The organism is Rickettsia endosymbiont of Rhinocyllus conicus, assembly GCF_964026465.1.
Lineage (GTDB): Bacteria > Pseudomonadota > Alphaproteobacteria > Rickettsiales > Rickettsiaceae > Rickettsia.
Map to the genome: position 1 here is coordinate 1,025,781 of NZ_OZ032155.1, position 25,457 is coordinate 1,051,237.

Here is a 25,457-nt window from a genome sequence, read left to right on the forward strand (position 1 = left end):
TGGTGGGTTAATAACTTTTTAAAAATCAATTCCAAGCTCGTCAGTTAAAATACTCATTAGCTCTAGCCCTGCTCTATTTTTCCATTTTTCTTGTTCATAGAAAAAATGATAAGGTCCGCTAATTGGGGATGATAACCAAATTTCCTTGACTGCACTTTGTTTATTTATTACATATATACCGTTAGTTGTATCAATACTTAATATATCGCTTTGTAGGTCTACATCTATGTCCTGATCTTGTTCTTCAATCCTGTCTGCTATATGTGCAATTACTGTTTCAGCTATTTTACTAAATTCACTATCATTCATAATTTTCTTTGGTTTTCTCTGGATCTATTACGGGTACTTTAATCATGCTTTTTCTATACATCTCAACAAATCTATTATGATCATTAAGGTTATTAGAAAAATTATGCCACCTTTTCCATCAACTACAAAAAATAATGCATCTGTTTTAGCAGGTTTTACAACTGCTTCTAGAGATTTTAATGAGGGACAGGAAATTGGTCCTGGCGGCAATCCTTTAATATAATAAGTATTATACGGCAATTCTTGCAATAAATCTTTTTTAGTTAAAGCTCTTGCTAGCTTAAATTTCCCTTCCGTTAAAGCATATATAGTAGTAGGATCAGCTTGCAGCTTCATATTCTTCTTTAAACGATTAAGAAATACTGCGGCAATAATAGGCTTCTCTGCATCAGAACCCGCTTCTTTTTCTACTATAGAAGCAAGCGTTAATATATCAAGTCTAGTTTTTAATGGAGAATCAGGCGAGAGATCTATCATCACTTTATCTAAGTTATTAGACATTAGATTTCTCATCTGATTGATTATTCGCTCTTTTTGATCACCATATGAGAAAAAATAAGTTGATGGCATTAGAAATCCTTCCGGTATAACTCCCTTTATCTCACCTACTAAACGTGTTTCTTCGTTAATTTTTTTTACAACTTCCTGAACTACAGTACCCTCAGGCACTATTATTTTATGTATTATAGACTTGCCGCTTGCTAAAACTCTTAAAGTTTGCAGAGGCGAAATATTATGCGTGAAAATATATTCACCACTTTTAAGAGGATTTTTTATAGAGTAAATTTTAGCAATTATATTAAAAACTTCTGGATATTTTATTACTTTATTGGAATAAAGTTTTGTAACTATTTGATTTATGGATAATTTAGGTTCGATAATTATTGTCTTAGTTTGAGCTAAATTACCCGGTACAAAAATATAAAATACACCGAAGTTTAATATGGTAATAAATATAATTAAAGATAATGTGGCTAAAAAAAACTTGATTTTTAGTATATTTTTTAACATTTTTTATAAAACTTAGAAAATAATAATATTACCATGAAATATGGTTTTTTCTTGACATTTAAAATAACATGTAGTAGAAATAACTTAAAGTTTGGTTAAGATCATATATTTGCTAATAATTATATACTGCTTGTAAAATAGATCAAGAGTTTTAAAATTTAGCACTGAAATATTTGGATTATATTAAAAGAATATAGTAAATATCACTCCATTTTAGAAATTATGAACCCCCAAATTTAGCTTACCAACCTTTGAAATATCAAAGGTATACTGTAGATACTTAAAAAGATGGAAGTCAAATAAGTAGTGAGCCTGTACAAGCAGTACAAAAGTACGTAAGCACAGGCGAACCTCGAAATTTGGCTTACCAAATCTTGAAGTATAAAAGGTATATATACTGATCTTAATAATAGGCATTATATAGTATGACACAAGATCAAGACAACGATCCAAAAAATAACGAAAGCGATAAGCTAAAATCTTTGCATAATAAATTAGGAAGCATTTCAGGCTTCTTAATGACAATGCGTTCTGACACTATTGAAGAACAAAAGAAAATTTCGCATGATTTAAAAGCTTTAATGAAACAGATTAATACTATGCAAAAAAGTATAGAAATATATTTTATTGTTATATTAGTATTAATGTTTTTCATGACGCAAAAAATGCTTTGGAGCGGTTCAAGCAAAAGCCTTTCTCTTTTAACAAATTTATTTTAAGAATTCTTGTCTAATAATTTTTGTAGCTAAATAAGACGGATATATATTTGATTTAAAACCTAACTCCTGTAAAATCTTGTGACTTTCCGTTATTTGCTTATCAACTTCCTGAGGATTTAACAATAATTCTTTTAATTTATCACTAATAAGATTAGCTTCACAATTAAATTGAATAAATTCCGGAATTATTTCTCTATTCCCTATTATATTAATCAAAGTAACATATTTGATTTTTATCAATAACCTAATAATAATAAAACTAAAAATATTAACTTTGTACGCTACAATCATAGGAGTACCGGACGCTGCTATCTCTAAAGTATTAGTACCCGATTTGGCTAATGCTAAGTCAGATACAGCATAGCTTTTCAATCTTTCATATGAGAATATATAATTAAACCTAACCTTTTCTAAAAAAGGCTTTATTATTCTTTCATGATCAGGATTTGCAAGCGGAAATATCACCATAAGGTTTTTATGGTCATCATAAACTTTTTCAATAGCGGGGATAAAAATTGGTAGATGCCTTAAGATTTCCCCTTTTCTACTTCCAAGAGTAACGCATAAAACTTTTGTATCCTCATCTATTTCAAGCTCTTGTCTTAAAGCTGCCTTATCACTATAAAATTCCTGCTCCATTATTGGGTGACCTATATACCTACAATCAAGCCCAACTTTAGTAAAATATGGTGGCTCAAAAGGCAATAAGGCAAACAAGCAATTATAGATTTTTGCATATTTTGCTGCCCTGCCCTCTTTATAAGCCCAAACTGATGGTGCAACAATATGAATCATCTTAAGTTCTGGCAAACGCTCTCTTACCTTAGCTGCCACGCGATAAGTAAACCCTGGCGAATCAATGGTAATTAATATATCGGGTTTATTATTTATTATATCTTCAACTGTTTTATTGATTAATTTTTTTATCCTAAAAATATGAGGTATTACTTCAAAAAAGCCCATCAAATTTATTTCAGATATCGGAAACAAGCTTTCAAAATTGCCAGCTTCTTCCATATTTCGTCCTCCTATTCCGATAATCTTTAATTTTTTATCTTTTTTCAGATTCCGAATTATTCGACCACCAGCAAAATCCCCTGATGCCTCACCTGCTATGAAGTAAATTTTTTTCATTTTGTTTAAAAGTTCTAAATTATTTCTTAAGGTCCTCAATTTCTATTTTTAGTTTTTCAATTTCCTCTATAATTAACCCTGTAGTTCTCATTATTGTATTTATATTTATACCATCAAGTAGTAAGTTCTTTGCTATCTCAACATTTCTTCTAGCTTCACCTCGTGCCTCACCCCTAGCCTCAGCTTTTTTAAACGCCAGTTTAGGATAAGGAGGTCTGATGATAAGCAAGTAGTGTTAGAAATTTTTTAGATTTATTGAAATTAAAAGCATTTACGCAAGAAAGTATATGAACTAAGAAATTAATAGGGGAGCGATGTCTTGAATGTTCAAGGTTCATGCTGTTTTTTAGTACATTAAATACTGATTCAATTATTGATCTGCTTTTTAAGAGTATTTTATCTTCTATATCTAATAAATGATTTTTCATATCCTTGCGAATCCCAGTAAATAACCGTAGCCCACGACTAAATAATTTAGCGGACATTTCCTTAGAAATATAAGCCTTGTCTCCAAATAATTTACCCCATAATCCTTTGGTAATTGAGTCTACAGCAGATAAATCACTAGCATTACCCTTTGTTATTTTAATTGCCATAATCTGACCTTTATTATTAATTACAATATGTAATTTAAATCCCATAAACCATCCGTAACTACTCATACCTATTTTAGCAATGCCACTAAACACTTTATTATTATTTGTACGTTTTGCATGACATATCGATAATTTGGTTGAATCAACAAAATATATACCAGTCTCATCTCCTGTAAATAATTGTAACATTATAGTTAAAGGTAATACTAATCTTGGCCACAACTGGATTATCCGACTGTAACTAGGAAGACTAAAATATCCTCTATATTTACATGATAGATGATATAAATAATAATTCTTAAAATCTTTGCATGGAGATATATAAAAATATAATACTATAGTTATATAGTTCTGAAAGCCTTAAACTCCCTGATCTCCTACGCTTCCTAACGCTGGGTATTAATTTGCTTTCTTCCCATTCTTCGTAAACTTTACAATAATTATCTATTATACAAAATAGAGTTATGATACATCTTTTCATTGTTGAGTGCATATTTTTTTGATTCAAAATCTATGTAACTCAACACTCCTCTCTTGTAAATACCCTGCTTTATTATCTTTATTCCTTACACTCTTATCCTATAAACTGGCGTTTTTTAAGAGTATTAGTTTTAATTCTAAGCCACTTTAAGCGGTCTTCATATTCTTCTCTTTCTTCTTTAGTAAAGTTTATTATCTCAAGTACTGTTAACGCTTTTTTTAAATCTTTATTATCTAGCTCTTTAGGAAGGTTGTCCTTATTAAGCAAATCATGACGTGTTAAAAAAGCTAGCCACATATCTAAAGCATTTTTAACTTTTTCTACTATATCCGATATGTCTTCTTTAGCACCCTTGGCAAACTTATTAAGCTCTATCGTATGTAATTCTATATCATAAAAATATTTTAAGCCGGTGTCTTTTTCATGTAAATTAAAAATATTATGATATTTATCTGTGTCCGTAATACTTGTAAAATTAAGAATATGAATATCTATCGTTTTATTTAACTTTGAGTAATCATCTCCCTCTTTTAATTGTTGCGTATACATTTTTGCCCAATAATATAAGGCTCTTTGATCATAATCCGCTTCATCCGTTACTTGTATTTCAACGTTAAATATTTTACCGCTTTCACTTTGTGCTTTAATATCAAGTACAGAAAGTTTATCTGCTTTAAAATTTTTCGGATTATACGGATTAAGCAGTGTCACCTCTACAATTTGATCTTCCTTGCCTACTATCGAATTAACAAGCGATATTAGTAAATCCTTGTTCTCTTCTACTCCAAAGATTTTTTTAAATGCTAAATCTACACGAGGATTAACTTCAGACATATTAATTATTACCTTCTATATTATTTATTATCATACCATAAACCGCATAAAATTCCAGTTATGCATTTATCAATACTCCATTTTACGATAGCTTAAAGCTTCAGCAATATGCATTCTTAAAACTTTATCTTCATCTTCAAGGTCAGCTATAGTACGTGCTACCCTAAGTATTCGGTTGTAAGCCTGCATCGATAAACGAAACTTACTTGCAGCTTCATTTAGTAAATCTTTACCCTCATCTACAGGCATTGCATAATCTATCAACAATTGACCATCCAATCTATTATTTGTTTTAATATTATAACCCTCATATCTTCTTTCTTGGATTATACGTACCTTTTCTATCCTTTTAGCAATATCTTCTGATTTTTCTTCAGAACTTTCATTTGTTAAATCATAATTATAAATATTGATATTAGGTACTTCTATATGCAAATCAAATCTATCCATAATAGGACCGGAAATTTTCATTTTATAATCATCACCACATTTTGGGGCTTTAACACATTCTTTGTAAGAATCACCCAAATAGCCACATTTACAAGGATTCATAGCTGCTATTAGTTGAAAATTTGCTGGATATTTTATATGGGCATTTGATCTTGAAATTAGTATCTCACCATTTTCGATAGGTTGCCTTAAAGATTCAATAACATGCTGAGGAAATTCAGGCAGTTCGTCTAAAAATAATACTCCGTTATGAGCAAGTGTAATCTCCCCTGGTCTTACTTTTTTCCAACACCACCACCAACCATAGCAGCAAGTGAACATGAATGATGAGGGGTTCTAAATGGTCTTATCCTAGTAAGCTTACCATCCAAAAGCTTACCATCCAAAAACTTCCCAGCAATACTTGTTACCATGCTACATTCTAAAATCTCTTTCACCGACATTTTAGGCAGTATCCCAGGCAAGCAGCTTGCAAGCCTTGATTTTCCTGTTCCAGGAGGACCAAACATTAATAAATTATGACCACCTGATGCAGCAATTTCTAAAGCTCTTTTAGCTATATTTTGTCCTCTTACATCTTTAAAATCAGGGTAATTTACCGGCTCGTCTTGGACGATAGCTTCTGGAGGACTTAGAACTTGCGATCCTTTGAAATGATTTACTAGCTCAATTAAATTACCTGCTACAAGTATATTATCATTACCTGACCAAGCAACTTCAGATGAGTTTTTATTTGAGCAAATCAGCCCCTTATTCCTAGCAGTAGCACCAATTGCCGCAGGCAATGCACCATTTACCGGCAATATCGACCCATCTAAAGATAACTCACCTATTATTAGATATTCTGCTATTTCAGTTTCTGGCAAAATATTCATAGCAGTAAGTATTGCACAAGCAATTGCAAGGTCGAAATGACTACCCTCTTTTACTAAATCTGCTGGAGCTAAATTTATCAAAATTTTTTTGGTGGGTAATGCAAGCCCTATAGAAGATAAAGCTGCTTTAACTCGCTCTTTTGACTCAGCAATAGTTTTGTCAGCAAGTCCTACTATGGTAAAGGCAGGTATACCAGGCGATATTTGTACCTGCACATCAACATCAGTGATATCAATCCCGTTGAATGTAAGACTTGCTATATGAATTATCATTTTTTAATAGTAATACTTTTGGTTGGAAAAGCATACTACAGAACAAACTTTGCTAAGTCAAGATTAGTTAGTATTTTTGATAATTGATTTTCTACAAATTTATCATCTATAGATATTTTTTCACCTTGCATTTCACTAGCTCTAAAGCTTATATCTTCAAGTAAATTCTCAAGTATAGTATGCAATCTTCTTGCTCCTATATCTTCGATTTCTAGATTAACTGTAGTAGCGTAATCTGCAATTTTCTCTATAGCGGAATTCGTAAATTCAAGTTCTACTTTCTCAGTACCTATTAAAGCCGAATATTGCTTTATTAAACTAGTTTCAGGCTCAAGTAGTATCTTTATCATATCCTCTTTAGTTAATGAATTCAACTCTACTCTAATAGGTAATCTTCCTTGCAATTCAGGTAATAAATCTGAGGGTTTTGCTATATGGAAAGCTCCTGAAGCAATAAATAATATATGATCTGTTTTAACAGGACCATATTTTGTATTAACTGTTGTCCCCTCAATCAAAGGTAGTAAATCCCTCTGCACGCCCTCTCTACTTATTTCTGAATTCTTTGCTCCAGAATTAGCTACTGAGGCAATCTTATCAATTTCATCAATAAAGACTATTCCATCATTTTCAACTAAATTAATTGCCTGCTGGATTATTTTTTCTTGATCAATTAATTTTTCAGACTCTTCTGATAAAATTATACTCATCGCTTCTTTAACTAACATTTTTTTTGTTTTAGTTTTAGTCGTTCCAAAAGCTCTTCCTATCATATCACCAAGATTAAGCACTCCCATAGATGCCCCAGGCATGCCGGGTATTTCAAAGCTACCTCCGCCTACAGGAGCTGTATCAGCTACACTAATTTCAATTTCTGTATCATCAAGCTCGCCACTTAAGATTTTTTCTTGAAACTTTTCTCTCGTCTCACTACTTGAAGTCTTACCTACTAAACTATCTAATACTCTCTCGATTGCTTTCTCACGTGCATTAATATCTACTTCCGTTTTAGCTATCGTTTTTTGAGTATTAACAGCTATTTCTACTAAATCACGAATTATTGATTCTACGTCACGCCCTACATAGCCAACCTCGGTGAACTTTGTTGCTTCTATTTTATAAAAAGGAGAATTAGTAAGTTTAGCAAGCCTTCTTGCAATTTCAGTTTTACCGACTCCCGTTGAACCTATCATTAAGATATTTTTTGGTACTATTTCGTTACGTAAGTTTCCCTCTACTCTTTTACGACGACCACGATTTCTAAGGGCAATAGCAACGGCTTTTTTAGCCTTTTCTTGACCTACGATAAATCTGTTAAGCTCGTTAACTATTTGAGAAGGTGTAAGCCCCATAGGGTCTTTTTTATTAGTATTAGTAGTTTTAGTAGATTTCATACAACTTTTTCCGTTATAATATTATGATTAGAAAATACACAAAGATCTGCTGCTATATTCATAGATTTTAAAGCAATTTCTTCAGCAGTTAGAGGATTATCGTAAGACATTAAAGCACGTGCTGCGGATAAGGCGAATAGACCACCTGAGCCTATTGCTGCAACATTATTCTCTGGCTCAACAACATCACCGTTACCAGTTAAAATTAGTATATGATTGCGATCAGCCACAATCATCATTGCTTCTAAACGACGTAAATATTTGTCGCTACGCCAATCTTTTGCAAGCTCAACCGCACTTCTAAGCAAATTATGCTTATGTTGCTCTATTTTTACTTCTAACTTTTCAAATAAAGCGAGCCCGTCAGCACTAGAACCAGCAAAACCTGCAATAATTTTATTATTAGCTATAGTTCGTAATTTTCGAGCAGTAGATTTTAATACTGTATTGCCGTGTGAAACTTGTCCATCTGCTGCTATAATTATTTCTTCGTTCTTTTTTAAACAAAGTATTGTAGTGCCATGTAAGGCTAAATTATCTGACATAATGTAAAATTTATTGATATTAATTTGCTGATTAAGTAATATATTCAATTATTTATAATAATTAAATAATGTTAATTATTACTTGAGTAATCCAGTTATAGTTAATTATCTTTTTTTGAATTTTCAAGGTTTAAATAATGAATATATACGCAATATACATTAACCCTGCACAAAAAAATAATAATTTTATTGTCATTAAAGAAAGTTTTTCATGGACAGCAGCACTTTTAAGTGTATTCTGGGCATTATACCATAAAATGTGCTTACCTGTTATTATAGCTGTAGCACTTAATATAGTAGCAATGGCAATTAATATATATGAGTTAACACTTGCATTAAAGCTAATTGTCATGTTAATATTCGGTTTTTTTGCTGCCGATATTAGAGAAAATCATTTAAAAAGAAATGATTTTACGCTTAAAGATATAGTAGTTGCGGGTTCGCAAGTAGAAGCTGAATTAAAATTTTTAGAGCGTAATAATTATGTACAATAAAGAAAATATTTTTGCAAAAATTATCAATAAAAATTTACCGGCAGAAGTAATTTATGAAGACGAGCAGGTTTTAGCATTTAAAGATATAGCACCGGTCGCACCAGTACATATTATTGTTATACCTAAAAATGAATATATCGATTACGCCGATTTTATTTCTAAAGCTTCAGTAGAAGAAATAAAGCATTTTTTTACTAAGGTTTCTGATATAGCAAATAAAGCAGGACTAGATAAAGACGGATATCGCTTAATCACCAATAAAGGCGAGAAGTCCGGACAAACTATTTTTCATTTCCATTTTCATATTATTGGTGGTGAAAAACTTATTGGATTAATTAAATAAAAATGACCAAGAAATATAATATTGCTGTTATCGGTGCTACCGGAAATGTCGGTCGTGAAACCTTAACTATTCTAGCAGAATGCAATTTTCCTATTAACAAAATTTATGCTATTGCTTCAAATAATTCTATTGGAAAAAAAGTTAGCTTTGGCGAGCAAGTATTACAAATAAGTAGCTTAGACGATCTAGATTTTGAGGAAATAGATATTGCATTTTTTTCAGCAGGTTCGGAAGTATCAAAAAAGTATATACCAAATGCTATTGCTAAAAATTGTGTGGTTATTGATAAATCTTCTTTTTTTAGACTAAGTGAAGATATACCTTTAATTGTACCTGAGGCTAATTTATCAACACTTAAAAACTTTGCCACTAAAAATATTATATCGAATCCTAACTGCATTGCGATTCCTCTTGCAGTTGTACTTAAACCGCTAGATAATGAAATAAGTATAAAAAGAGTTGTAATATCTACTTATCAATCAGTATCCGGAGCAGGTAAAGCAGGAATGGATGAACTTTATGATCAAACAAAATCTAAGTATATCTTTGAAGAAAAAAGCCCCAACATATTTCCAAAACAAATTGCATTCAATTTATTTCCTCACATAGGTGATTTAAATAAAGATGGTTATACAAGCGAAGAGTCAAAAATTGCTTTAGAGCTACAGAAAATTATTGGTGATCATCTTAAAGTTAGCGTAACTTCTGTACGAGTACCTGTATTTGTTGGTCATTCTATATCCGTTAATATAGAATTTAGTAGTAAAGTGGATGCTAAAGAAGTTGAGGAAATACTAGAAGATGCTGACGGGGTTGTTACGATTTCACAAACTAAAGATTTAGCATATATCTCACCTACTGAAGTAGTAGGCGAAGACGCTGTATATGTCTCACGCATTAGGGATGATGCAAGTAAAGAGAACGCCATAAATTTATGGATTACATGCGATAATTTACGTAAAGGAGCTGCTTTAAATAGCGTTCAAATTGCTGAAGAATTAATTAAAACTTATTTATAAAATAATTAATATGGATAATAAAAACACTGTCTTAAATAAAAAAAATCCTTTGATGATAGCACTTGGAGAGTGCCGAACAGCTTTCTGGATAGTTTTTTGGTTTGCCTTTGTAATTAATTTATTAATGTTAATTACCCCCCTTTATTCACTACAAGTTTTAGATAGGGTGCTTGGTAGTGGTAATTTATACACATTGTTATATTTATCGATAATAATTGCTTATATTTATTTTGTTTACGGTTTACTGCAAATTGCTCGTTCTTTTACTCTTATAAAAGTGGGAGAATGGCTTGATAGAACAGTAGCACCGGTGATTTTTGCTTCCTCAATTTCAGCAGCAGCAACACGTGTAAATATGGGTTCTAGCCAGCTATTACGTGATTTTCAATCCGTTAAAACATTCCTAACAAGTACCGGAATTAATACCTTATTTGATGCACCTTGGAGTATCATATATATTGCTGTTATTTTCTCAATACATCCATATATTGGTTTTATTACAATTTTCGGTGCTATACTCATTGTTTCAACAGCTTTCTTTAATGCAGCTGCTACTAACAAAACCTTAGGTGAAGCTACAGAATTCTCGATTAAAGGTATGACGCAAGCCGATATTGCTAATAGAAATGCCGAAGTAGTCGAAGCAATGGGGATGATGAAAAATGTTACAAAAAATTGGCATAAATTTAACTTAGCAGCACTTGATAAACAATCAACCGCTAGCTATCGTAATGGCGTCATTTCTAACTTTTCAAGGTTTATCCGTAACATAATGCAAATGGCAGTTACTGGCGTTGGTGCTTATCTTGTTGTAGAAACTCATGGGGCATCAATGACACCTGGTAATATGATTATGAGCTCTATTATAGTTGGTAGAGCACTTGCTCCTTTTGATAACGCTATTGAGTTATGGAAAAGCATGAGTGGAGCTATTAAATCATTCAAAAATATCAACAACCTATTTAATATTTATGCTTCTCGTGACGAAGCAATGCCAATTCCAAACGTCGAGGGGCATTTAACTGTAGAAAATATTTACTATGCCCACCCTGTTCCAAAACATATGCCACAACCACCCACACCAAAATATATTTTAAAAGGTGTTAGTTTTGCGGTACAACCAGGTGAAATTTTAGCAATTATCGGACCATCAGCAACCGGAAAGTCAACTTTAGCTAAAATCATAGTTGGTGTATGGCGAGAATCCTCAGGCTCGGTACGTTTAGATGAGGCTGAAATTTATCGTTGGAATAGAGAAGATTTTGGCAGACATGTCGGTTATTTGCCTCAAGGAATAGAGCTTTTCAGTGGTAGCATCAAGCAAAATATTGCTAGAATGGAAGATAATGCTAATCCACAAAAAGTTATTGAAGCAGCCAAACTAGCTGGTGCTCATGAAATGATATTAAGGTTTCCTGACGGTTATGATTCAGATATAGGTCCTGCCGGCTCTAATTTATCAGGAGGACAAAGGCAACGTATTGGGCTTGCTAGAGCATTTTATGGTGATCCAAAGCTGGTAATTTTAGATGAACCTAATGCTAATTTAGATGAAGCTGGTGAAGTAGCACTTGCTAGTGCTTTAAAACAAGCAAAACTAAAAGGAATATCAGTCGTTGTAATTTCACATAGACCTTCTGTATTATCAGTTGTTGACAAAATCTTAATATTACAGGATGGAGCTGTTGCAGTTCACGGAACGCCGGATGAAATTCAAAACCACTTTAAAACTCTAAAGGGCGGCACAATTCATATTAATAATAAATAGTGCAAAATCATCATTGCGAGGAAAAACTGTAAGTTTTGTACGTACGCAATTTCAGGAGTTTATCTTAACGAGGTTGCCATGTTGCTACGCTCCTCGCAACGACAAAAAATAATAATGAATGATTAAATATTATGCAGGACTTAAAAAATAATAAACCTCAAATTACACCGGAGCAGTTAAAGCAATTACTGTCCTTGAGAGAAAATTCACTAAGCCTTAAAGGTCAAAGCTCTAAACGTAAAGCTTTAATAAATAGCACATTAAAAAAGACTTCACAAGTAATAGAATTTTTACTGCTTAAACTTGATAGATTTGTTAATTTTACTACTAAAAAAACTGATAAAGATCGTAATAATGTCGCACAAGCTGCAAGATCACCTATACTTTTTGGTATTTATGTTATTATTTTCTTAGTATTAATCGGTGGTGTTTGGATGGCTGTTGCACCGCTTGATAGTGGAGCTGTAGCAGTTGGAATATTAATGCCAAGCACTAATAAGAAGACAATCCAGCACAATGAAGGTGGAATAATCAAAGCTATTTATGTGAAACAAGGTGATAAAGTTAAAGCAGGTGATAAGCTAATAGAGCTTGAAGAAACACGAATAAAAAGCGAGCATGAGAGCACTTTAGGTCAATATCGTACTGCTCTGGCTACTGAAAATCGTTTAATTGCTGAGCGTGATAATCTAGAGCAAATCGAATTTTCTGATTTTTTAATGCAAGATATTAATTTACCGGAAGTCGCTAAGATAATACACACTCAAGAAAATTTATTTAGATCAAAAAAAGAAGTATATAATTCAGAAAAAGATGCTTTACAGCAACGTATTTCTCAGCTTGAAAAGAAGATTGAAGGCTTGGAGGCACGAAAAGTAGCTGCAACTAAAACAGCCGAAGTTTACCAAGAACGTTTAAAGGCTTTAAGAACTCTACAAAATAAAGGCTTTGTGCAAAAAAAGGATTTGTTAGAACAAGAAGCAAGAGTTGCTAGTGCAAAAAGTGACGTTGCAACGACTGACACGGAAATAGCAGGAACACACCACGCTATTACTGAATCTCAAATTAGCATTATAAACCTACAAAATAAATATACTGAAAAGACTTTAACAGAGCTTCGTGATGCACAAGTACAAACAGCTTCTCTTAAAGAAAAATATAACTCTTTAACTGATTCACTTAATCGGATAGTAATCAAATCACCTGTTGATGGTATAATTAATAATCTAAAATATCATACAATTGGTGGTTATATAGGTACCGGACAACCTATTATGGAGATTTCACCTACTAACGATCCACTAATTATAGAAGCAAAGGTATCACAAAAAAATATAGATTCAGTGCATGAAGGACTAGTTGCAAAAATACGCTTTAGTGCTTTTAAATCACGTACTACTCCAACATTTACCGGTAAAGTGGTCAGTGTATCACCGGATATTGTTCAAGATGAAAGACAGCATCCCGGACAGCAAGATAATTACTATATTGCTAGAGTAGAGATTGACATGGATGAATTCAACAGAATTGCCAAAATAAAAAATCTAGAATTACATCCTGGTATGCAAGCCGAAGTACAGATCGTTACTGGAACTAGAACATTGCTTAGATATCTCCTTGATCCTGTAATCGATACAGCATTTAAGGCATTCAGAGAGAAATAGTTTTCTGACTGTGTTATGACGACTAATACGTTATTTTCGCAAAGGCTTTGTTGCAAAACGTCTTCGGGATCATACCCTGGCTTGTCCGATGTTGTTGCATAGCTCCAATGTCATTCCCGCGGAGGCGTAGTAGTGTCCGGAGAAAATTGGAGTATTATTAAAACCGTCATTGCGAGCGGTCGTAGACCGCGTGGCAATCCAGAAAAATAGTAAAAAATAACTAATTTTAGCATTTTTTACTTCCTTGCTTCGCCCTTATTACTTTGTAATTCTTCTCGCAATGACGAAGCAATCTCATCATTATTTCCTAGATTGCCACACTCGCTTCGCTCATTCGCAATGACGATTTGGTATCCACGCAAGCAAGCCTTAAACAAGAATGACATAATATGCTTTTCAATCCACATAACAATGCTGCTTTCTCCTATTTAAAATAAAAATATGATATTATCTTACATCGGAATATTATTGGTAATTATTGGGCTGTTTGCTATATTTTCAGGTATTATCGGTTTTTTCCGTTTCCCTGATTTTTATACAAAATTGCACGCTGCAAGTGTTATTGAAAGCTTTGGAGTACCGATTTGCTTAATAGGCTTTGCATGCCTTGCAGGAAATCTTTTTAGTTGTTTTAAGCTACTTCTAGCTGCTATATTAATTTTCTTATTAAATCCGGTAGCAACTCACGCTCTTGGTAAAGGGTCACTACTTTCAAGGTCATTTTTACAAAAACAAGAAGCTAAGAAAAAATAAGAAAATATTTATGCTTTTAAATTTTGATCTCAGTAATTACTTACTTAATTTTATTGTTTTTTTACTGGTTATAATATCAATTAAAATCATTATTGCTAAAGATTTATTGGAAGCAGTAATATATAGCTCAGCATTTAGCTTATTAATTGGTGTATCTTATTTACTAATGGATGCACCGGATGTTGCAATGACTGAAGTAGCCCTTGGAGCGTGTCTATCAACCTGCGTATATCTAAATTTATTACGAAAATTACCCTCTAATTTAAAAATAATCCAAAGAACTAGAATTATTTCGGCAAGCTTAATATGTTTATTGTTTGTAGTAACTCTTACTTACATGGGGCTTGAACTACCAGATTATGGAGATGAACATGCCTTGCTCCACACACACCTAACTAAATATTATATAGAAAATACTAGTAAGGATATTGGAATACCATCTTTTGTAGCAGCCATTTTAGCTAGCTATCGTGGGTACGATACCTTAGGTGAAACTAGTGTAATTTTAATTGCCGGAATTTCTGTGCTGCTAGTTTTTAACTGGACCCCGTGGACAAGCCACGGGGTGACAGGGGTAAACGATCTACGCGGGAATGACATCAAAACCATACAACAATGTCAGCAAGCCTACGGGATGACAAAAATAACAAAAAACATCTCTATTTTTATAGTACCTTATATAATCCTATATAGCTTATATATTCAGCTTAATGGAGAAGCATCACCTGGTGGTGGTTTCCAAGCTGGCGTTATATTTGCCTCCTCTCTTATTGCTTATGATCTAGTATATGGTAACCAAAAATTAAATCGATATTTTTCGTTGAATACTCTAATAATTATTGCTGCTTTAGGTGTTATGATATACGGATTTACTGGTGTGATATCGCTATTTTTTAACGATAATTACTTAAACTATTATTCTCTAGCAAACTTTGTTAACGATAGTCTAACTGCTCAACATATAGGAATATTTGCTGTAGAGATAGGCATAGGCTTAACAGTTTCTGCTATTATGTACTCAATTTACAACTCATTTAACAATTGTGAATAGCTTGTTTTTACTAATCAAACGTGAATTTATAGTGCAGAATCGTATTAATAATATGATTAAATATCTGATGATATTTTTTCTATTTTGTATTATTAGCACTACTTTAATTAACAGCCATGAAGATATTAAGAAATTCGGCTTAATCTTTTCGGTAATTTGTTTGTTAATTTCATTGATTGGTTTTTCTTCTATTATATTTAAGTCTGACTTAGAAGATGGAAGCTTAGAATTAATGTTATCTATAGTTAATCCAACTAAAATAGTGCTAGCTAAATTTTTTGCGATATTTATAAGTAGTACGATAGGGATAATTTTAACATTACCTATTATTTATATTTTTTTCAGCCAAACCTTGCTAGAAATAATATTTTTCTTTTTCAGCGTCTGGCTTGTAATAATTTTATCAAGCAGTTTAGTAGTATTATCGGGTAGCATGCAAAGCTATTTTAGGGTTAATGCTAATTTTATCGGCATATTTATTATGCCTTTGCTAATTCCCAGCATTATAATGACAGGGTTAGTACTACAAGACAATAATTTACAATTAATTTTCATTATGATAGGTATTAATTTAGTAATTTTACCTATTTCATTTGTCTTAAGTTCATATTTAATCAGAAATATTTACAGCATAACATGATTATTTTCTTTATTTTTACTAGCAGAATAGTATAAGATAATATAATAAATTTTTTTGAGAAAATAATATGTGGCAAGCTTTACGAAGGTTAATTGCAGCTAACACTATGGGCGTTTTCTTATGGGGCATTATTACTAAATGGTATATAATGATAGCTGTTGCATCATTAATAGTATTATTTTATGTAGTAAAAGGGCTTGAGAAAATCGGCTTTATAGACTATTTTGGCAGAACAACAGTTGAGATATTAGACACTAGTAAAGCTATTGCTCAAAATTGTACTGTAAAACTTGGTCCTGACTGGGATCACTTAGTCAACTTTTGGAATTGCTTAGGTGATCCAGGAAAATATGAGGTTAAAGAAGGTACAGGAGAAGAAGAATTACAGCAAGGTGTAGAAAGGCTTATTAAAAAGCCTGAAGATGGTGGTGAAGGAGATGGTACTATCCCTGAACCTACTACTCCGGTAGTAAATCCTTATGACAACAGTAATAATACGAATACAAACTAAATATGTCAGATACTGAAGATACTAATAACAATACAAAACAAACCTCTCGTCGTGATTTTATGGTCCTAACGGCTAGTAGCGTTGCAGCGGTTGGAGCTGCTTGTACACTTTGGCCTCTTATTGATTCTTTAAACCCTTCAGCCGACGTTCTTGCCTTATCATCAATTGAAGTTGATTTATCAAATATTGCTGTAGGTCAAACAGTTACAGTTAAATGGCAAGGAAAACCGGTATTCATTACTAATCGTACTCCAGATAAAATTGCTGAAGCACGGGCTGTAAAAATGTCAGAGCTTATTGATCCTGAAGAAGATCAAAACCGTGTAAAAGCTGGGCATGCTAATTGGTTAGTAACAATTGGTATCTGTACACATTTAGGTTGCGTACCACTTGCAAATCAAGGCGATTATGGCGGCTGGTTCTGCCCGTGCCATGGTTCACAATATGATTCATCAGGTAGAGTAAGAAGAGGTCCTGCTCCTTTAAATTTAGCAGTACCGCCCTACACTTTTATTAGCGACAAAAAAATTAGAATCGGGTAATTACCTATGAGCGACAACATTACCCCAAAAACTGAAAAGAATAATGCTATTATAGAGTGGATAGATTACCGTCTTCCGGTCTTCTCTTTTCTAAAGCATTTTAGCCATTATCAAACCCCAAAAAACCTTAGTTATTTGTGGAATCTAGGCTCTATTGCCGGCATTGCGTTAGTAATTCAGATAATTACCGGTATAATACTTGCTATGCATTATACGCCGCATGTTGATCATGCTTTTGATAGCGTTGAAAAAATCATGCGTAACGTTAATTATGGCTGGTTACTGCGTTATACTCATGCTGTTGGTGCCTCAATGTTTTTTGCAGCCGTATATTTACATATAGCAAGAGGACTATATTATGGCTCGTATAAAGCACCAAGAGAACTACTGTGGCATATCGGTATAATTATTTTCCTAACCATGATGGCTACTGCTTTTATGGGTTATGTACTACCTTGGGGACAGATGAGCTATTGGGGTGCAACAGTTATTACTAATCTATTCTCAGCTATTCCGCTTGTAGGTAAGTCTATAGTTACATGGTTGTGGGGTGGTTTTTCGGTGGATAATCCAACGTTAAACAGATTCTTTTCACTGCATTATTTATTGCCTTTTGTTATCGTTGCTCTTGTAATGCTACATCTAGTAGCATTGCATCAACATGGCTCAAATAATCCGAAAGGTATTGATGTTAAAGGTCCTAAAGATACGATTCCATTTCATCCTTATTATACGATTAAGGATTTTGTTGGTTTCGGGGTTTATTTCATAATATTTGCTTATTTTATTTTTTATGAACCAAATTATTTAGGTCATCCAGATAATTATATACCTGCAAATCCATTAGTTACCCCTGCTCATATTGTTCCTGAATGGTATTTCTTGCCATTTTATGCGATCTTACGTGCTGTGCCGTCTAAACTCGGTGGCGTGCTATTAATGTTCGGCAGTATATTTGTACTGTTTTTATTACCTTGGCTAGATACTTCAAAGGTAAGAAGTGCCAACTATAGACCAATATATCGTATTGCTTTTTGGATATTTATGGCAGATTGCTTATTACTTGGTTATTTGGGCGGGCAACCTGCAGAAGAGCCGTATATTACTATCAGTAGATTCGCTGCATGCTACTATTTCTTCCATTTTTTAGTAGCTTTGCCATTGATTGGTAAATATGAGAAACCACTACCACTACCGGAGGAGTTGTAGAGTTATGAAAGAGATCAGATAATTGTCATTGCGAGCGACTGTAAGGAGCGTGGCAATCTCAGGAAATTGGAAAACGTCATTGCGAGGAGATGTAACGCATCGACGTGGCAATCTCAGGAGGCATAACTCACGACATTTTGTATTATACAAATTTATGAAACAACCAGCTGTATATATAACTACTAATAAAAAAAAATGGTATACTTTATACCGGTGTAACCTCTAATCTTATAAAAAGAATATACCAACATAAAAACGAAAATATTAAAGGTTTTAGTAAAAAATATAATTGTAAAATATTAGTATTTTATGAGCTTCATCAAACTATGGATTCGGCAATAAATAAAGAAAAACAAATTAAGGCTGGTTCAAGAGATAAAAAGATTAAATTAATAGAACAAATAAATACAAACTGGGATGATTTATATAATGAAATTATTCTATAAATAAAAATATTATTGTGAGAAAAGACAAAACCTCAATATGACAATCTTATTAAATAATAATAAATTCCTGAGATTGCCACGTCGATGCTATGCATCTCCTCGCAATGACAATTCAAAAAAATCATATGAAAACTAAACTACTCACTTCTATCATTATAATATTAATTTCTGCTTTAAGCTTAGCCAATGAGGAAGCGTTACATCCAAAAAAAATGAAATGGCACTTTGAGGGCTTGCGTGGCAGTGTTGATCGTGAAGCCGCACAAAGAGGTTTTCAGGTTTATAAAGAAGTATGTAGCGTTTGCCACAGCTTAAGCAATCTATATTATCGTAATCTTAGGGATATTGGCTTTTCTGAAGAAGAGATCAAAGAAATTGCTAAAAATTATACAGTAAAGGATGGTCCGAATGATGATGGTGAGATGTTTGATCGCCCTGCTCTTCCATCTGATCGTTTTGTATCGCCTTATCCAAATGAGCAGGCAGCAAGAGCGGCTAATAACGGTGCTCATCCGCCCGATTTATCATTGATAATTAAAGCTCGTCATGATGGAGCGAATTATGTATATTCACTACTTACCGGTTATGCTGAACCGCCTACAGGATTCAAGCTAATGAATGGTGCTCACTATAATCCGTATTTCCCAGGCGGTCAGATAGCAATGCCCCCTCCTCTAATAGATGGGCAGGTGACTTATATGGACGGCACTAATGCAAGTGTTGAGCAAATGAGCCACGATGTTGCAGTATTTTTACAATGGGCAGCTGAACCGGAAATGGAACATCGTAAATCTATGGGGCTTAAAGTTATGATGTTTTTAGTAGCGTTTACTATATTCTTCTATATTGCCAAAAACCGCATCTGGTCTAATTTGAAATAGTGGATAATGTCATTGCGAGGAGGTTATGTAATAACCGACGAAGCAATCTCATGAATCTTACTTCATGAGATTGCAACAAAGCTACGCTCCTCGCAAGACTTGCTTGCGTGGATACCAAATCGTCTGAGCTACGCGAATAAAATAAGCGTGGCAATCCAGAAAAAATAATAAAAAATGTTATAAAGTTAGCATTTTTTACTGGATTGCTTCGTCAATTACTTCATAATTTCCTCGCAATGACGGAAATGACATAACTATCTTCCTCTATCTTGATCTTTATTCACCTTTACAGATTTAGACAAAGTAGTACGAAGTTGATTAATATTTTTTGTTGCAATTACTGCTTTACCAAAAGTATCTTTCATATGGGATACTTTTTCTTTGATAAAACTTTTCTTTTTACTATTGCTCTGCTCTTCATTTTTAGAAGTAACAGGAGGTGTAGATTTGATGATAGCACTTTCAGGTGGTTTATTTTCTTGATATTTTTCACCAATATTATTAGCAATCTTTTTAACATTTTCGGTGGAAATATGATAAGAAGATTTGCCGGGCAAAGCATGAGCAGCTTTTGAAATCATAGTCTGCTTTTCTTTTAAGTCTTTAGTTAGATTATTTATTATTTCCGGTTTATTTGTTGATAATTCTGAGAATGAAATCTTTTCTAAAGATTCAGACAATGCCGCAGTGATTTTGGTTTTATGTTCTTCGTCTAGTTTAAAATTTTCGCTTTCTAGATTTTTTAATGTAGCATCAACTATATTATTTGTTAAAAATTTAGAAAATGGTTTGCCGATTTTAGAGATTTTTTCTTGAGCTTCTTTATCAGTAAGTTTTGTTTCATTAATTCCCATCTCTTTATCAGTTTTATGTTGAGGCGGGGCAGAAGTTTTATCATTTAATTTATTTACTCTTATATCTCTTAACTTATCTTCTAAGCCATATTGTTCTTGAGGAGGTAAATTTTTGTAATGTTCAGTATTTCTTGCAAGTAGAGCATCAAGCATAAAACCTACTGATTTAGCTATCCTAGTTTCTTTAGGATCTGACGATAAACCGGAACGCTTATCATAGAAACCTCCTTTATCTGCTAAAGTAGCATAATGGTCTTCAATAGCAGAAGATAATTTAGGAGGTATGAAATTGCCCTCTTTATCAAATTCCGCTTTCATGCCCGTTTTTTCTGCTTCTAACTGTAATAATTCTTGAAAAATTTTAGTTTCAGCAATTCGGCATTGAAAATTCGGATCAGTTTCTTGTGATAATCTATCGGCTTGCTGCATTACCATAGAGTTTAACTTATGTAATGCATTAGGAGTTAAATTATCTCCTAAATTCTTAACAAACTCTGTTCTCTCTTTTGGATTACTCTCAAAACTACTGCTTAAAGTAGCCACATCTTCTTTCGTCGGTTCTCCTTTAACTATTCGTTCTAATACATCTTCGTTAACATAACCTTTTGTTATTTCGCTTGGTGAATCAGGCATAATATTATTACTTTAAGTTAATAATTAAAGTTTATTATATTTAACAATATTTTACTAATTATTATGAACACTTAGTGCAAAATATATATCTTGCTATATTAAATTTAATATATGGGAATTACGTGTGCACAAACGAAGGCTTTGTTGTGTGGGCAACTTTCCCCTGTCATCCCGTGGACAAGCCACGGGATGACACCGAGGACGTTTTCCGATCTACGCAACAAAGCCACAACGAATCCCGAAATTTGACTTACCAAACCTTGAAATATCAAAGGTATATTTATGATTACTTTACTTGCAGCGATAACAGGTTTTATTAGTTCTATAATTCCTGAGATTTTGAAAATTTATAAAGATATAAACGACAAAAGGCATGAGATAGATATTTTAGATCGCCAAATTACTAATAACAAACTTAACCAATCTAAAACTTTTACCGAGCTTACAATATCACAAGAAATGGCAGAACAGCATGCCCTTTATTCTACTTATAAATCTGGAGTTAGTTGGGTTGATGCCTTAAACGGCTCGGTAAGACCGGTGCTTGCTTATAGTTTTTTTGCTATGTATGGAATAGTTAAATACGTTCAATATAAATCATTAAAAAGCTCTGCCCTACTAGTACAATATTTAGATATATTATGGACTATTGATGATCAAACCATCTTTGCAGGTATTATTAGCTTCTATTTTGGTCAACGTACTTTCAACAAACTATATAAATATAAGACTTGAATTTTAATAAAATGAATTTATATATTTAGAATATATACTTTTAATAAATAAAAATTTAGTAGACGAAGATCAACTTCAAAAAGAGCAAGGAGTTCATAAGACGAGGAGCGGAGCGTATACTTAATACGTGAGTACCGCAGTACTTATAGAACGACGTAGCCAATTTTTGAAGTTCATCGAGTATACAAGGTTAGTATTATGAAAATTAAAGCTTACATCCCAGCTATAGCAGCTGTCATCTTATCTAGTAATGCTACATTAGCAAATCAAAACCAAGCATATAACTCTAATCATACAACTTCCTTACATCAAGCAATAGAATTACTAGACAACCAGATTACAAATATTGATAACCTATTTAAAAATAAGTTACCTTTTTATGAATCGAGTAGCATTAAGAGCAAATTTATTACTAAAGACAAACAATATATTATTATTATGGAAGTACCTGGCTTTGATAAAGATCATATCAAAATTAAAGTAAATGGTAATAAATTATTCGTTAAAGGAAACATTGAAGACGAAAATAAAGCTGATGATTCAAATAATTATATGAATAAGAACTTTAATTATGTAATATCTTTATATGAGGATGTAGATCAAAAAAATATTTCTTCAAGTCTAAAAAACGGTATACTTACTATTACCTTGCCACGCATAGAGGTTAAAGAGCAGGACGCAAAAGAAATACCGATTAATTAAATATAGCTTTAAGAAAGGTTAAATCATATGAATAAAACTTTGAAATACTCACTTATTATATTTATCAGTATAATATTATTGTTAATTATTATTCCTTTCTTTATCCCTTTGAACAATTATAAAGGGATAATAATAAGTAAAGTCAAAGAAACGATAAATAGAGATTTAACTATTAATGGCGATATAAAATTATCTTTACTACCAAATCCTGCAATATCCTTACCGGAAGTTAAATTATCTTCAATAGATAAAACAAAAGAGCCTTATTTAGTATCTGTTGAAAACGCTAAAGCCTCACTTAAGCTTCTACCACTTTTTAGAGGAACAATTGAAGTAGCATCTGTAGAGCTACAAAAGCCCGTTATAAATCTTGAAGTTTTAAATAATGGACAAAAAAATTGGGAGTTTTCCACGCCTAAAAATAAAACTGAAATAAATCAAGATGCTCCTATACCTACAGCTTCTAATGCCAAAACTGAGTTAGAACTTCCTATTCTTATCAATCACTTCAAGATATCAGATGGTAAAATTATATATAGAGATAATGGTAATGAAAAAATATTTAACAATATTAATTTAGATACTCACGTTAAAAGTACTAAAGGTCCAATAGATTTTACTTTAGCATTAGAGGCTCTAGAGCAAAAAATTTATATAGATGGTAATATTGAAGAAATTGGAAAAGTAATACCATTAAGTGCAAATATAAATATTGCGGACGAAAAAATTAAAATTGAGGGAAAGCTCGATAGTGAAAATAATTCTTTCATAGGTCTTGCAAATATTAAAGGTAATACTAAAACTCTAGGGCTGCCAAGTGATTTACAAAATGATTATGAGTTAGCAGCATCCATAATTGCAGATAGCAAAAATCTAAATTTAAAAGATGCAAGGCTTAACTATACTAATATAGAATTACTGGCAAACGCAAATTATGATATAGAACATAGTAGTTTAAAGGCAAATATTATTGCAAACCCGGGTAATATCATTGGTGATATTAGCTCTAATTTAGATAAGGCAAGTATTTTCAATGGTAATATTAAAATAGCAGCAGATAATCTAAAACCTTTACTTAACGCTCTGAAAATAAAAACTGATAAATTACCTCCTATTATTAACCAAAAAATTTCTCTTATTTCCAATGTAGTCTATAATTCACAAGCCCTAATTTTACATAATATCAATTTAATTGCTGGAAATAGTAATTTATCAGGCGATGTAACCCTGAAAAATCTGAAGCAAGACATATCTGCTATTCATAATTTAAAAATTAATAATTTTGAGTCATTTATGGCTTTGCTTGGAGTCAATAATCTAAATCGTATTGGAACATTACAATTAAATGGGGAAGTGCAAAAAACTAAAGATACATTACAGATAAATGATAAAATATCAGCCTTTAATACTAATATAGCAATTAAAGGCGATGTTAATTTAGCTTCTCAAAAAACTAATTTTAACCTTAATATATACAGCCCATTAATTAACTTAGAAAAAATTACCTCAGGCAGCCCTGCTCCTGCACCTACATCTACTTCTAATCCTGTTGCAAATAATACAGGTCAAGCGTCTGCTAATGCTCCTAAAAGTAGCACTCCTTGGTCAAATAGTCCTATTGATTTAAGCTTTTTAAATACAATCGAGGGACAGCTATCAGCAAATATAGATAAACTAACCAATGATTCATTGGTAATAAATAATTTTAAAGCAAAATTAGCTATTACCGGAGGTAAGCTAAATATTACTTCAGTTAGTGCAAATATTTATGGTGGCGATCTTAACGCAAACGGTTATGTAAGCTCAGGAAAAGATCAAAATGCAGCGATTAAAATTGATTTAAAAAATGCTTATGTTAAAAGCTTAACTCCACAAAGTGGTAAAATAAAAATAATCGATGGACGATTAAATTTTACCACCGAACTTAATTCTACTGGTAATAGCGTTTATACTTATGTTAATAATTTAAATGGACAATTTAACGTAAATAGTAGTAATGGAAAAATTAGCGGATTTGATTTAAACCGCATTGTGGATGCGATAAATAATGCTAAAAATACCGAAGGAGTTCTACGCCTTATTAATGGATCTTTTAGTGGCGGTACTACATCCTTTTCCAATTTAGTAGCAACCGGCAATATAGAGCGTGGCATGGTACGACTAACTGAATGTCATTTAGATGCTAGCCCGGCTAAAGCCAATGCTCATGGTCAAATCAACCTACCGCAATATATGCTAGATGTTGGGGCAAGCGTCACTATCAATAATTTTCCTCCTCTAGGGGTCAAATTTTATGGTTCTATAAATAATCCGCAACATAAATTAGATATAGAAGCTCTTCAAACATATTTAGTAAAAAATGTATTTAGCAGCGTCCTTAAAGACCTAAAAAGTGGTGAAAAGAAACCTGAAAATATTATAAAAGATGCTTTAGGTTTAAGAAAGAAAAAGGAAGATAGTAGTAATGAACAGAATAATACAGAGCAACCGCAAAACCAACAACCTACCGATCCTGTTAATAAACTGCTGCAAAAAGGATTAAAGAAACTGTTTTGATTTGTAGTATTTATTATACATTTATGTTATAAAGT

26 protein-coding genes and 3 pseudogenes are annotated in these 25,457 nt (G+C 32.5%); 18 read left to right on the top strand and 11 right to left on the bottom strand.

The window, feature by feature from the left end; genetic code table 11:
- Nucleotides 1–18 precede the first annotated feature (18 nt).
- Both cyaY and mltG read right to left on the bottom strand, forming a co-directional pair.
- Nucleotides 19–309 (bottom strand): iron donor protein CyaY, encoded by a 291-nt coding sequence (cyaY, locus tag AAGD54_RS05475; RefSeq protein WP_341788174.1) that lies wholly within the window; start codon nucleotides 307–309, stop codon nucleotides 19–21.
- A pseudogene (mltG, locus tag AAGD54_RS05480) lies at nucleotides 302–1,320 on the bottom strand (endolytic transglycosylase MltG). Before mltG ends, cyaY begins: the two are co-directional and overlap by 8 nt.
- A 425-nt stretch (nucleotides 1,321–1,745) precedes the next feature.
- Between mltG and AAGD54_RS05485 the strand changes: the two are divergent.
- Nucleotides 1,746–2,039, top strand: a complete 294-nt coding sequence (locus tag AAGD54_RS05485; protein ID WP_341794321.1) for a hypothetical protein — start codon at nucleotides 1,746–1,748, stop codon at nucleotides 2,037–2,039.
- On the opposite strand, the gene lpxB is transcribed toward AAGD54_RS05485, so the two are convergent.
- The 7 genes and pseudogenes from lpxB to hslV all read right to left on the bottom strand — a co-directional run bounded on the left by lpxB (nucleotide 2,031) and on the right by hslV (nucleotide 8,621).
- A complete protein-coding gene (gene lpxB / locus AAGD54_RS05490) occupies nucleotides 2,031–3,173 on the bottom strand; it encodes a lipid-A-disaccharide synthase (RefSeq protein WP_341794322.1) in 1,143 nt (380 codons plus the stop codon). The genes AAGD54_RS05485 and lpxB overlap by 9 nt on opposite strands.
- A 19-nt stretch (nucleotides 3,174–3,192) precedes the next feature.
- Entirely contained in the window at nucleotides 3,193–3,402 is a 210-nt protein-coding gene (locus AAGD54_RS05495; RefSeq protein WP_341794323.1) for a hypothetical protein, read from the bottom strand.
- Entirely contained in the window at nucleotides 3,374–4,114 is a 741-nt protein-coding gene (locus AAGD54_RS05500; RefSeq protein WP_341795189.1) for an IS982 family transposase, read from the bottom strand. Before AAGD54_RS05500 ends, AAGD54_RS05495 begins: the two co-directional genes overlap by 29 nt.
- A gap of 229 nt (nucleotides 4,115–4,343) precedes the next feature.
- Nucleotides 4,344–5,084 (bottom strand): Rpn family recombination-promoting nuclease/putative transposase, encoded by a 741-nt coding sequence (locus AAGD54_RS05505; RefSeq protein ID WP_341794324.1) that lies wholly within the window; start codon nucleotides 5,082–5,084, stop codon nucleotides 4,344–4,346.
- 69 nt (nucleotides 5,085–5,153) lie between these two features.
- Nucleotides 5,154–6,682, bottom strand: a pseudogene (locus AAGD54_RS05510) (YifB family Mg chelatase-like AAA ATPase).
- A 35-nt stretch (nucleotides 6,683–6,717) separates the two neighbouring features.
- Nucleotides 6,718–8,076: an ATP-dependent protease ATPase subunit HslU gene (gene hslU, locus AAGD54_RS05515; protein WP_341794325.1), complete on the bottom strand. Its 1,359-nt coding sequence runs from the start codon at nucleotides 8,074–8,076 to the stop codon at nucleotides 6,718–6,720.
- A complete protein-coding gene (hslV, locus tag AAGD54_RS05520) occupies nucleotides 8,073–8,621 on the bottom strand; it encodes an ATP-dependent protease subunit HslV (protein WP_341794326.1) in 549 nt (182 codons plus the stop codon). The genes hslU and hslV overlap by 4 nt, the downstream gene beginning before the upstream one ends.
- 137 nt (nucleotides 8,622–8,758) lie before the next feature.
- Between hslV and AAGD54_RS05525 the strand changes: the two genes are divergently transcribed.
- The 5 genes from AAGD54_RS05525 to AAGD54_RS05545 all read left to right on the top strand — a co-directional run bounded on the left by AAGD54_RS05525 (nucleotide 8,759) and on the right by AAGD54_RS05545 (nucleotide 13,909).
- The gene (locus tag AAGD54_RS05525; protein ID WP_341794327.1) at nucleotides 8,759–9,115 is read left to right on the top strand and encodes a DUF2628 domain-containing protein; all 357 of its coding nucleotides are present in this window, start codon (nucleotides 8,759–8,761) and stop codon (nucleotides 9,113–9,115) included.
- Nucleotides 9,105–9,458 (top strand): HIT domain-containing protein, encoded by a 354-nt coding sequence (locus AAGD54_RS05530; RefSeq protein ID WP_341794328.1) that lies wholly within the window; start codon nucleotides 9,105–9,107, stop codon nucleotides 9,456–9,458. Before AAGD54_RS05525 ends, AAGD54_RS05530 begins: the two co-directional genes overlap by 11 nt.
- A 2-nt stretch (nucleotides 9,459–9,460) precedes the next feature.
- Nucleotides 9,461–10,477, top strand: a complete 1,017-nt coding sequence (gene asd, locus AAGD54_RS05535; RefSeq protein WP_341794329.1) for an aspartate-semialdehyde dehydrogenase — start codon at nucleotides 9,461–9,463, stop codon at nucleotides 10,475–10,477.
- A gap of 10 nt (nucleotides 10,478–10,487) precedes the next feature.
- Nucleotides 10,488–12,245, top strand: a complete 1,758-nt coding sequence (locus AAGD54_RS05540; protein ID WP_341794330.1) for a type I secretion system permease/ATPase — start codon at nucleotides 10,488–10,490, stop codon at nucleotides 12,243–12,245.
- Between the two features lie 131 nt (nucleotides 12,246–12,376).
- A complete protein-coding gene (locus AAGD54_RS05545) occupies nucleotides 12,377–13,909 on the top strand; it encodes an HlyD family type I secretion periplasmic adaptor subunit (RefSeq protein WP_341788183.1) in 1,533 nt (510 codons plus the stop codon).
- Nucleotides 13,910–14,145: 236 nt separating this feature from the next.
- Here AAGD54_RS05545 and AAGD54_RS05550 read toward each other — a convergent pair whose 3' ends face one another.
- Complete coding sequence (locus tag AAGD54_RS05550) at nucleotides 14,146–14,295, bottom strand: hypothetical protein (protein WP_341788184.1); 150 nt, start codon at nucleotides 14,293–14,295, stop codon at nucleotides 14,146–14,148.
- A gap of 55 nt (nucleotides 14,296–14,350) precedes the next feature.
- On the opposite strand from AAGD54_RS05550, the gene AAGD54_RS05555 reads away from it, so the two are divergent.
- From AAGD54_RS05555 to AAGD54_RS05595, 9 genes and pseudogenes are all read left to right on the top strand, one after another.
- Nucleotides 14,351–14,662, top strand: a complete 312-nt coding sequence (locus AAGD54_RS05555; RefSeq protein WP_016947696.1) for a Na+/H+ antiporter subunit G — start codon at nucleotides 14,351–14,353, stop codon at nucleotides 14,660–14,662.
- A 10-nt stretch (nucleotides 14,663–14,672) separates the two neighbouring features.
- Nucleotides 14,673–15,713, top strand: a complete 1,041-nt coding sequence (locus AAGD54_RS05560) for a DUF4040 domain-containing protein (RefSeq protein WP_341794331.1) — start codon at nucleotides 14,673–14,675, stop codon at nucleotides 15,711–15,713.
- Nucleotides 15,706–16,353 (top strand): heme exporter protein CcmB, encoded by a 648-nt coding sequence (locus AAGD54_RS05565; protein WP_341788186.1) that lies wholly within the window; start codon nucleotides 15,706–15,708, stop codon nucleotides 16,351–16,353. The genes AAGD54_RS05560 and AAGD54_RS05565 overlap by 8 nt, the downstream gene beginning before the upstream one ends.
- A 67-nt stretch (nucleotides 16,354–16,420) precedes the next feature.
- A complete protein-coding gene (locus AAGD54_RS05570) occupies nucleotides 16,421–16,864 on the top strand; it encodes a DUF2670 domain-containing protein (protein WP_341794332.1) in 444 nt (147 codons plus the stop codon).
- A gap of 2 nt (nucleotides 16,865–16,866) precedes the next feature.
- Nucleotides 16,867–17,406 (top strand): ubiquinol-cytochrome c reductase iron-sulfur subunit, encoded by a 540-nt coding sequence (gene petA / locus AAGD54_RS05575; protein WP_341788188.1) that lies wholly within the window; start codon nucleotides 16,867–16,869, stop codon nucleotides 17,404–17,406.
- Between the two features lie 6 nt (nucleotides 17,407–17,412).
- Nucleotides 17,413–18,615, top strand: a complete 1,203-nt coding sequence (locus AAGD54_RS05580) for a cytochrome b/b6 (protein ID WP_341788189.1) — start codon at nucleotides 17,413–17,415, stop codon at nucleotides 18,613–18,615.
- A 239-nt stretch (nucleotides 18,616–18,854) separates the two neighbouring features.
- Nucleotides 18,855–18,938, top strand: a pseudogene (locus AAGD54_RS05585) (GIY-YIG nuclease family protein); the annotation flags it as partial.
- Nucleotides 18,939–18,941: 3 nt separating this feature from the next.
- Nucleotides 18,942–19,061, top strand: a complete 120-nt coding sequence (locus AAGD54_RS05590) for a nuclease (RefSeq protein ID WP_341794333.1) — start codon at nucleotides 18,942–18,944, stop codon at nucleotides 19,059–19,061.
- A 125-nt stretch (nucleotides 19,062–19,186) separates the two neighbouring features.
- A complete protein-coding gene (locus AAGD54_RS05595; protein WP_341788191.1) occupies nucleotides 19,187–19,942 on the top strand; it encodes a cytochrome c1 in 756 nt (251 codons plus the stop codon).
- Between the two features lie 254 nt (nucleotides 19,943–20,196).
- On the opposite strand, the gene AAGD54_RS05600 is transcribed toward AAGD54_RS05595, so the two are convergent.
- Entirely contained in the window at nucleotides 20,197–21,429 is a 1,233-nt protein-coding gene (locus tag AAGD54_RS05600) for a DUF5410 family protein (protein WP_341794334.1), read from the bottom strand.
- 282 nt (nucleotides 21,430–21,711) lie between these two features.
- On the opposite strand from AAGD54_RS05600, the gene AAGD54_RS05605 reads away from it, so the two are divergent.
- The 3 genes from AAGD54_RS05605 (at nucleotide 21,712) to AAGD54_RS05615 (ending at nucleotide 25,422) form a co-directional block, all read left to right on the top strand.
- Complete coding sequence (locus tag AAGD54_RS05605; RefSeq protein ID WP_341795223.1) at nucleotides 21,712–22,164, top strand: hypothetical protein; 453 nt, start codon at nucleotides 21,712–21,714, stop codon at nucleotides 22,162–22,164.
- A gap of 204 nt (nucleotides 22,165–22,368) precedes the next feature.
- Nucleotides 22,369–22,866, top strand: coding sequence for an Hsp20/alpha crystallin family protein (locus AAGD54_RS05610; protein ID WP_341789231.1), 498 nt, complete (start codon nucleotides 22,369–22,371; stop codon nucleotides 22,864–22,866).
- A 27-nt stretch (nucleotides 22,867–22,893) separates the two neighbouring features.
- The gene (locus tag AAGD54_RS05615; RefSeq protein ID WP_341794335.1) at nucleotides 22,894–25,422 is read left to right on the top strand and encodes an AsmA family protein; all 2,529 of its coding nucleotides are present in this window, start codon (nucleotides 22,894–22,896) and stop codon (nucleotides 25,420–25,422) included.
- Nucleotides 25,423–25,457: the final 35 nt, after the last annotated feature.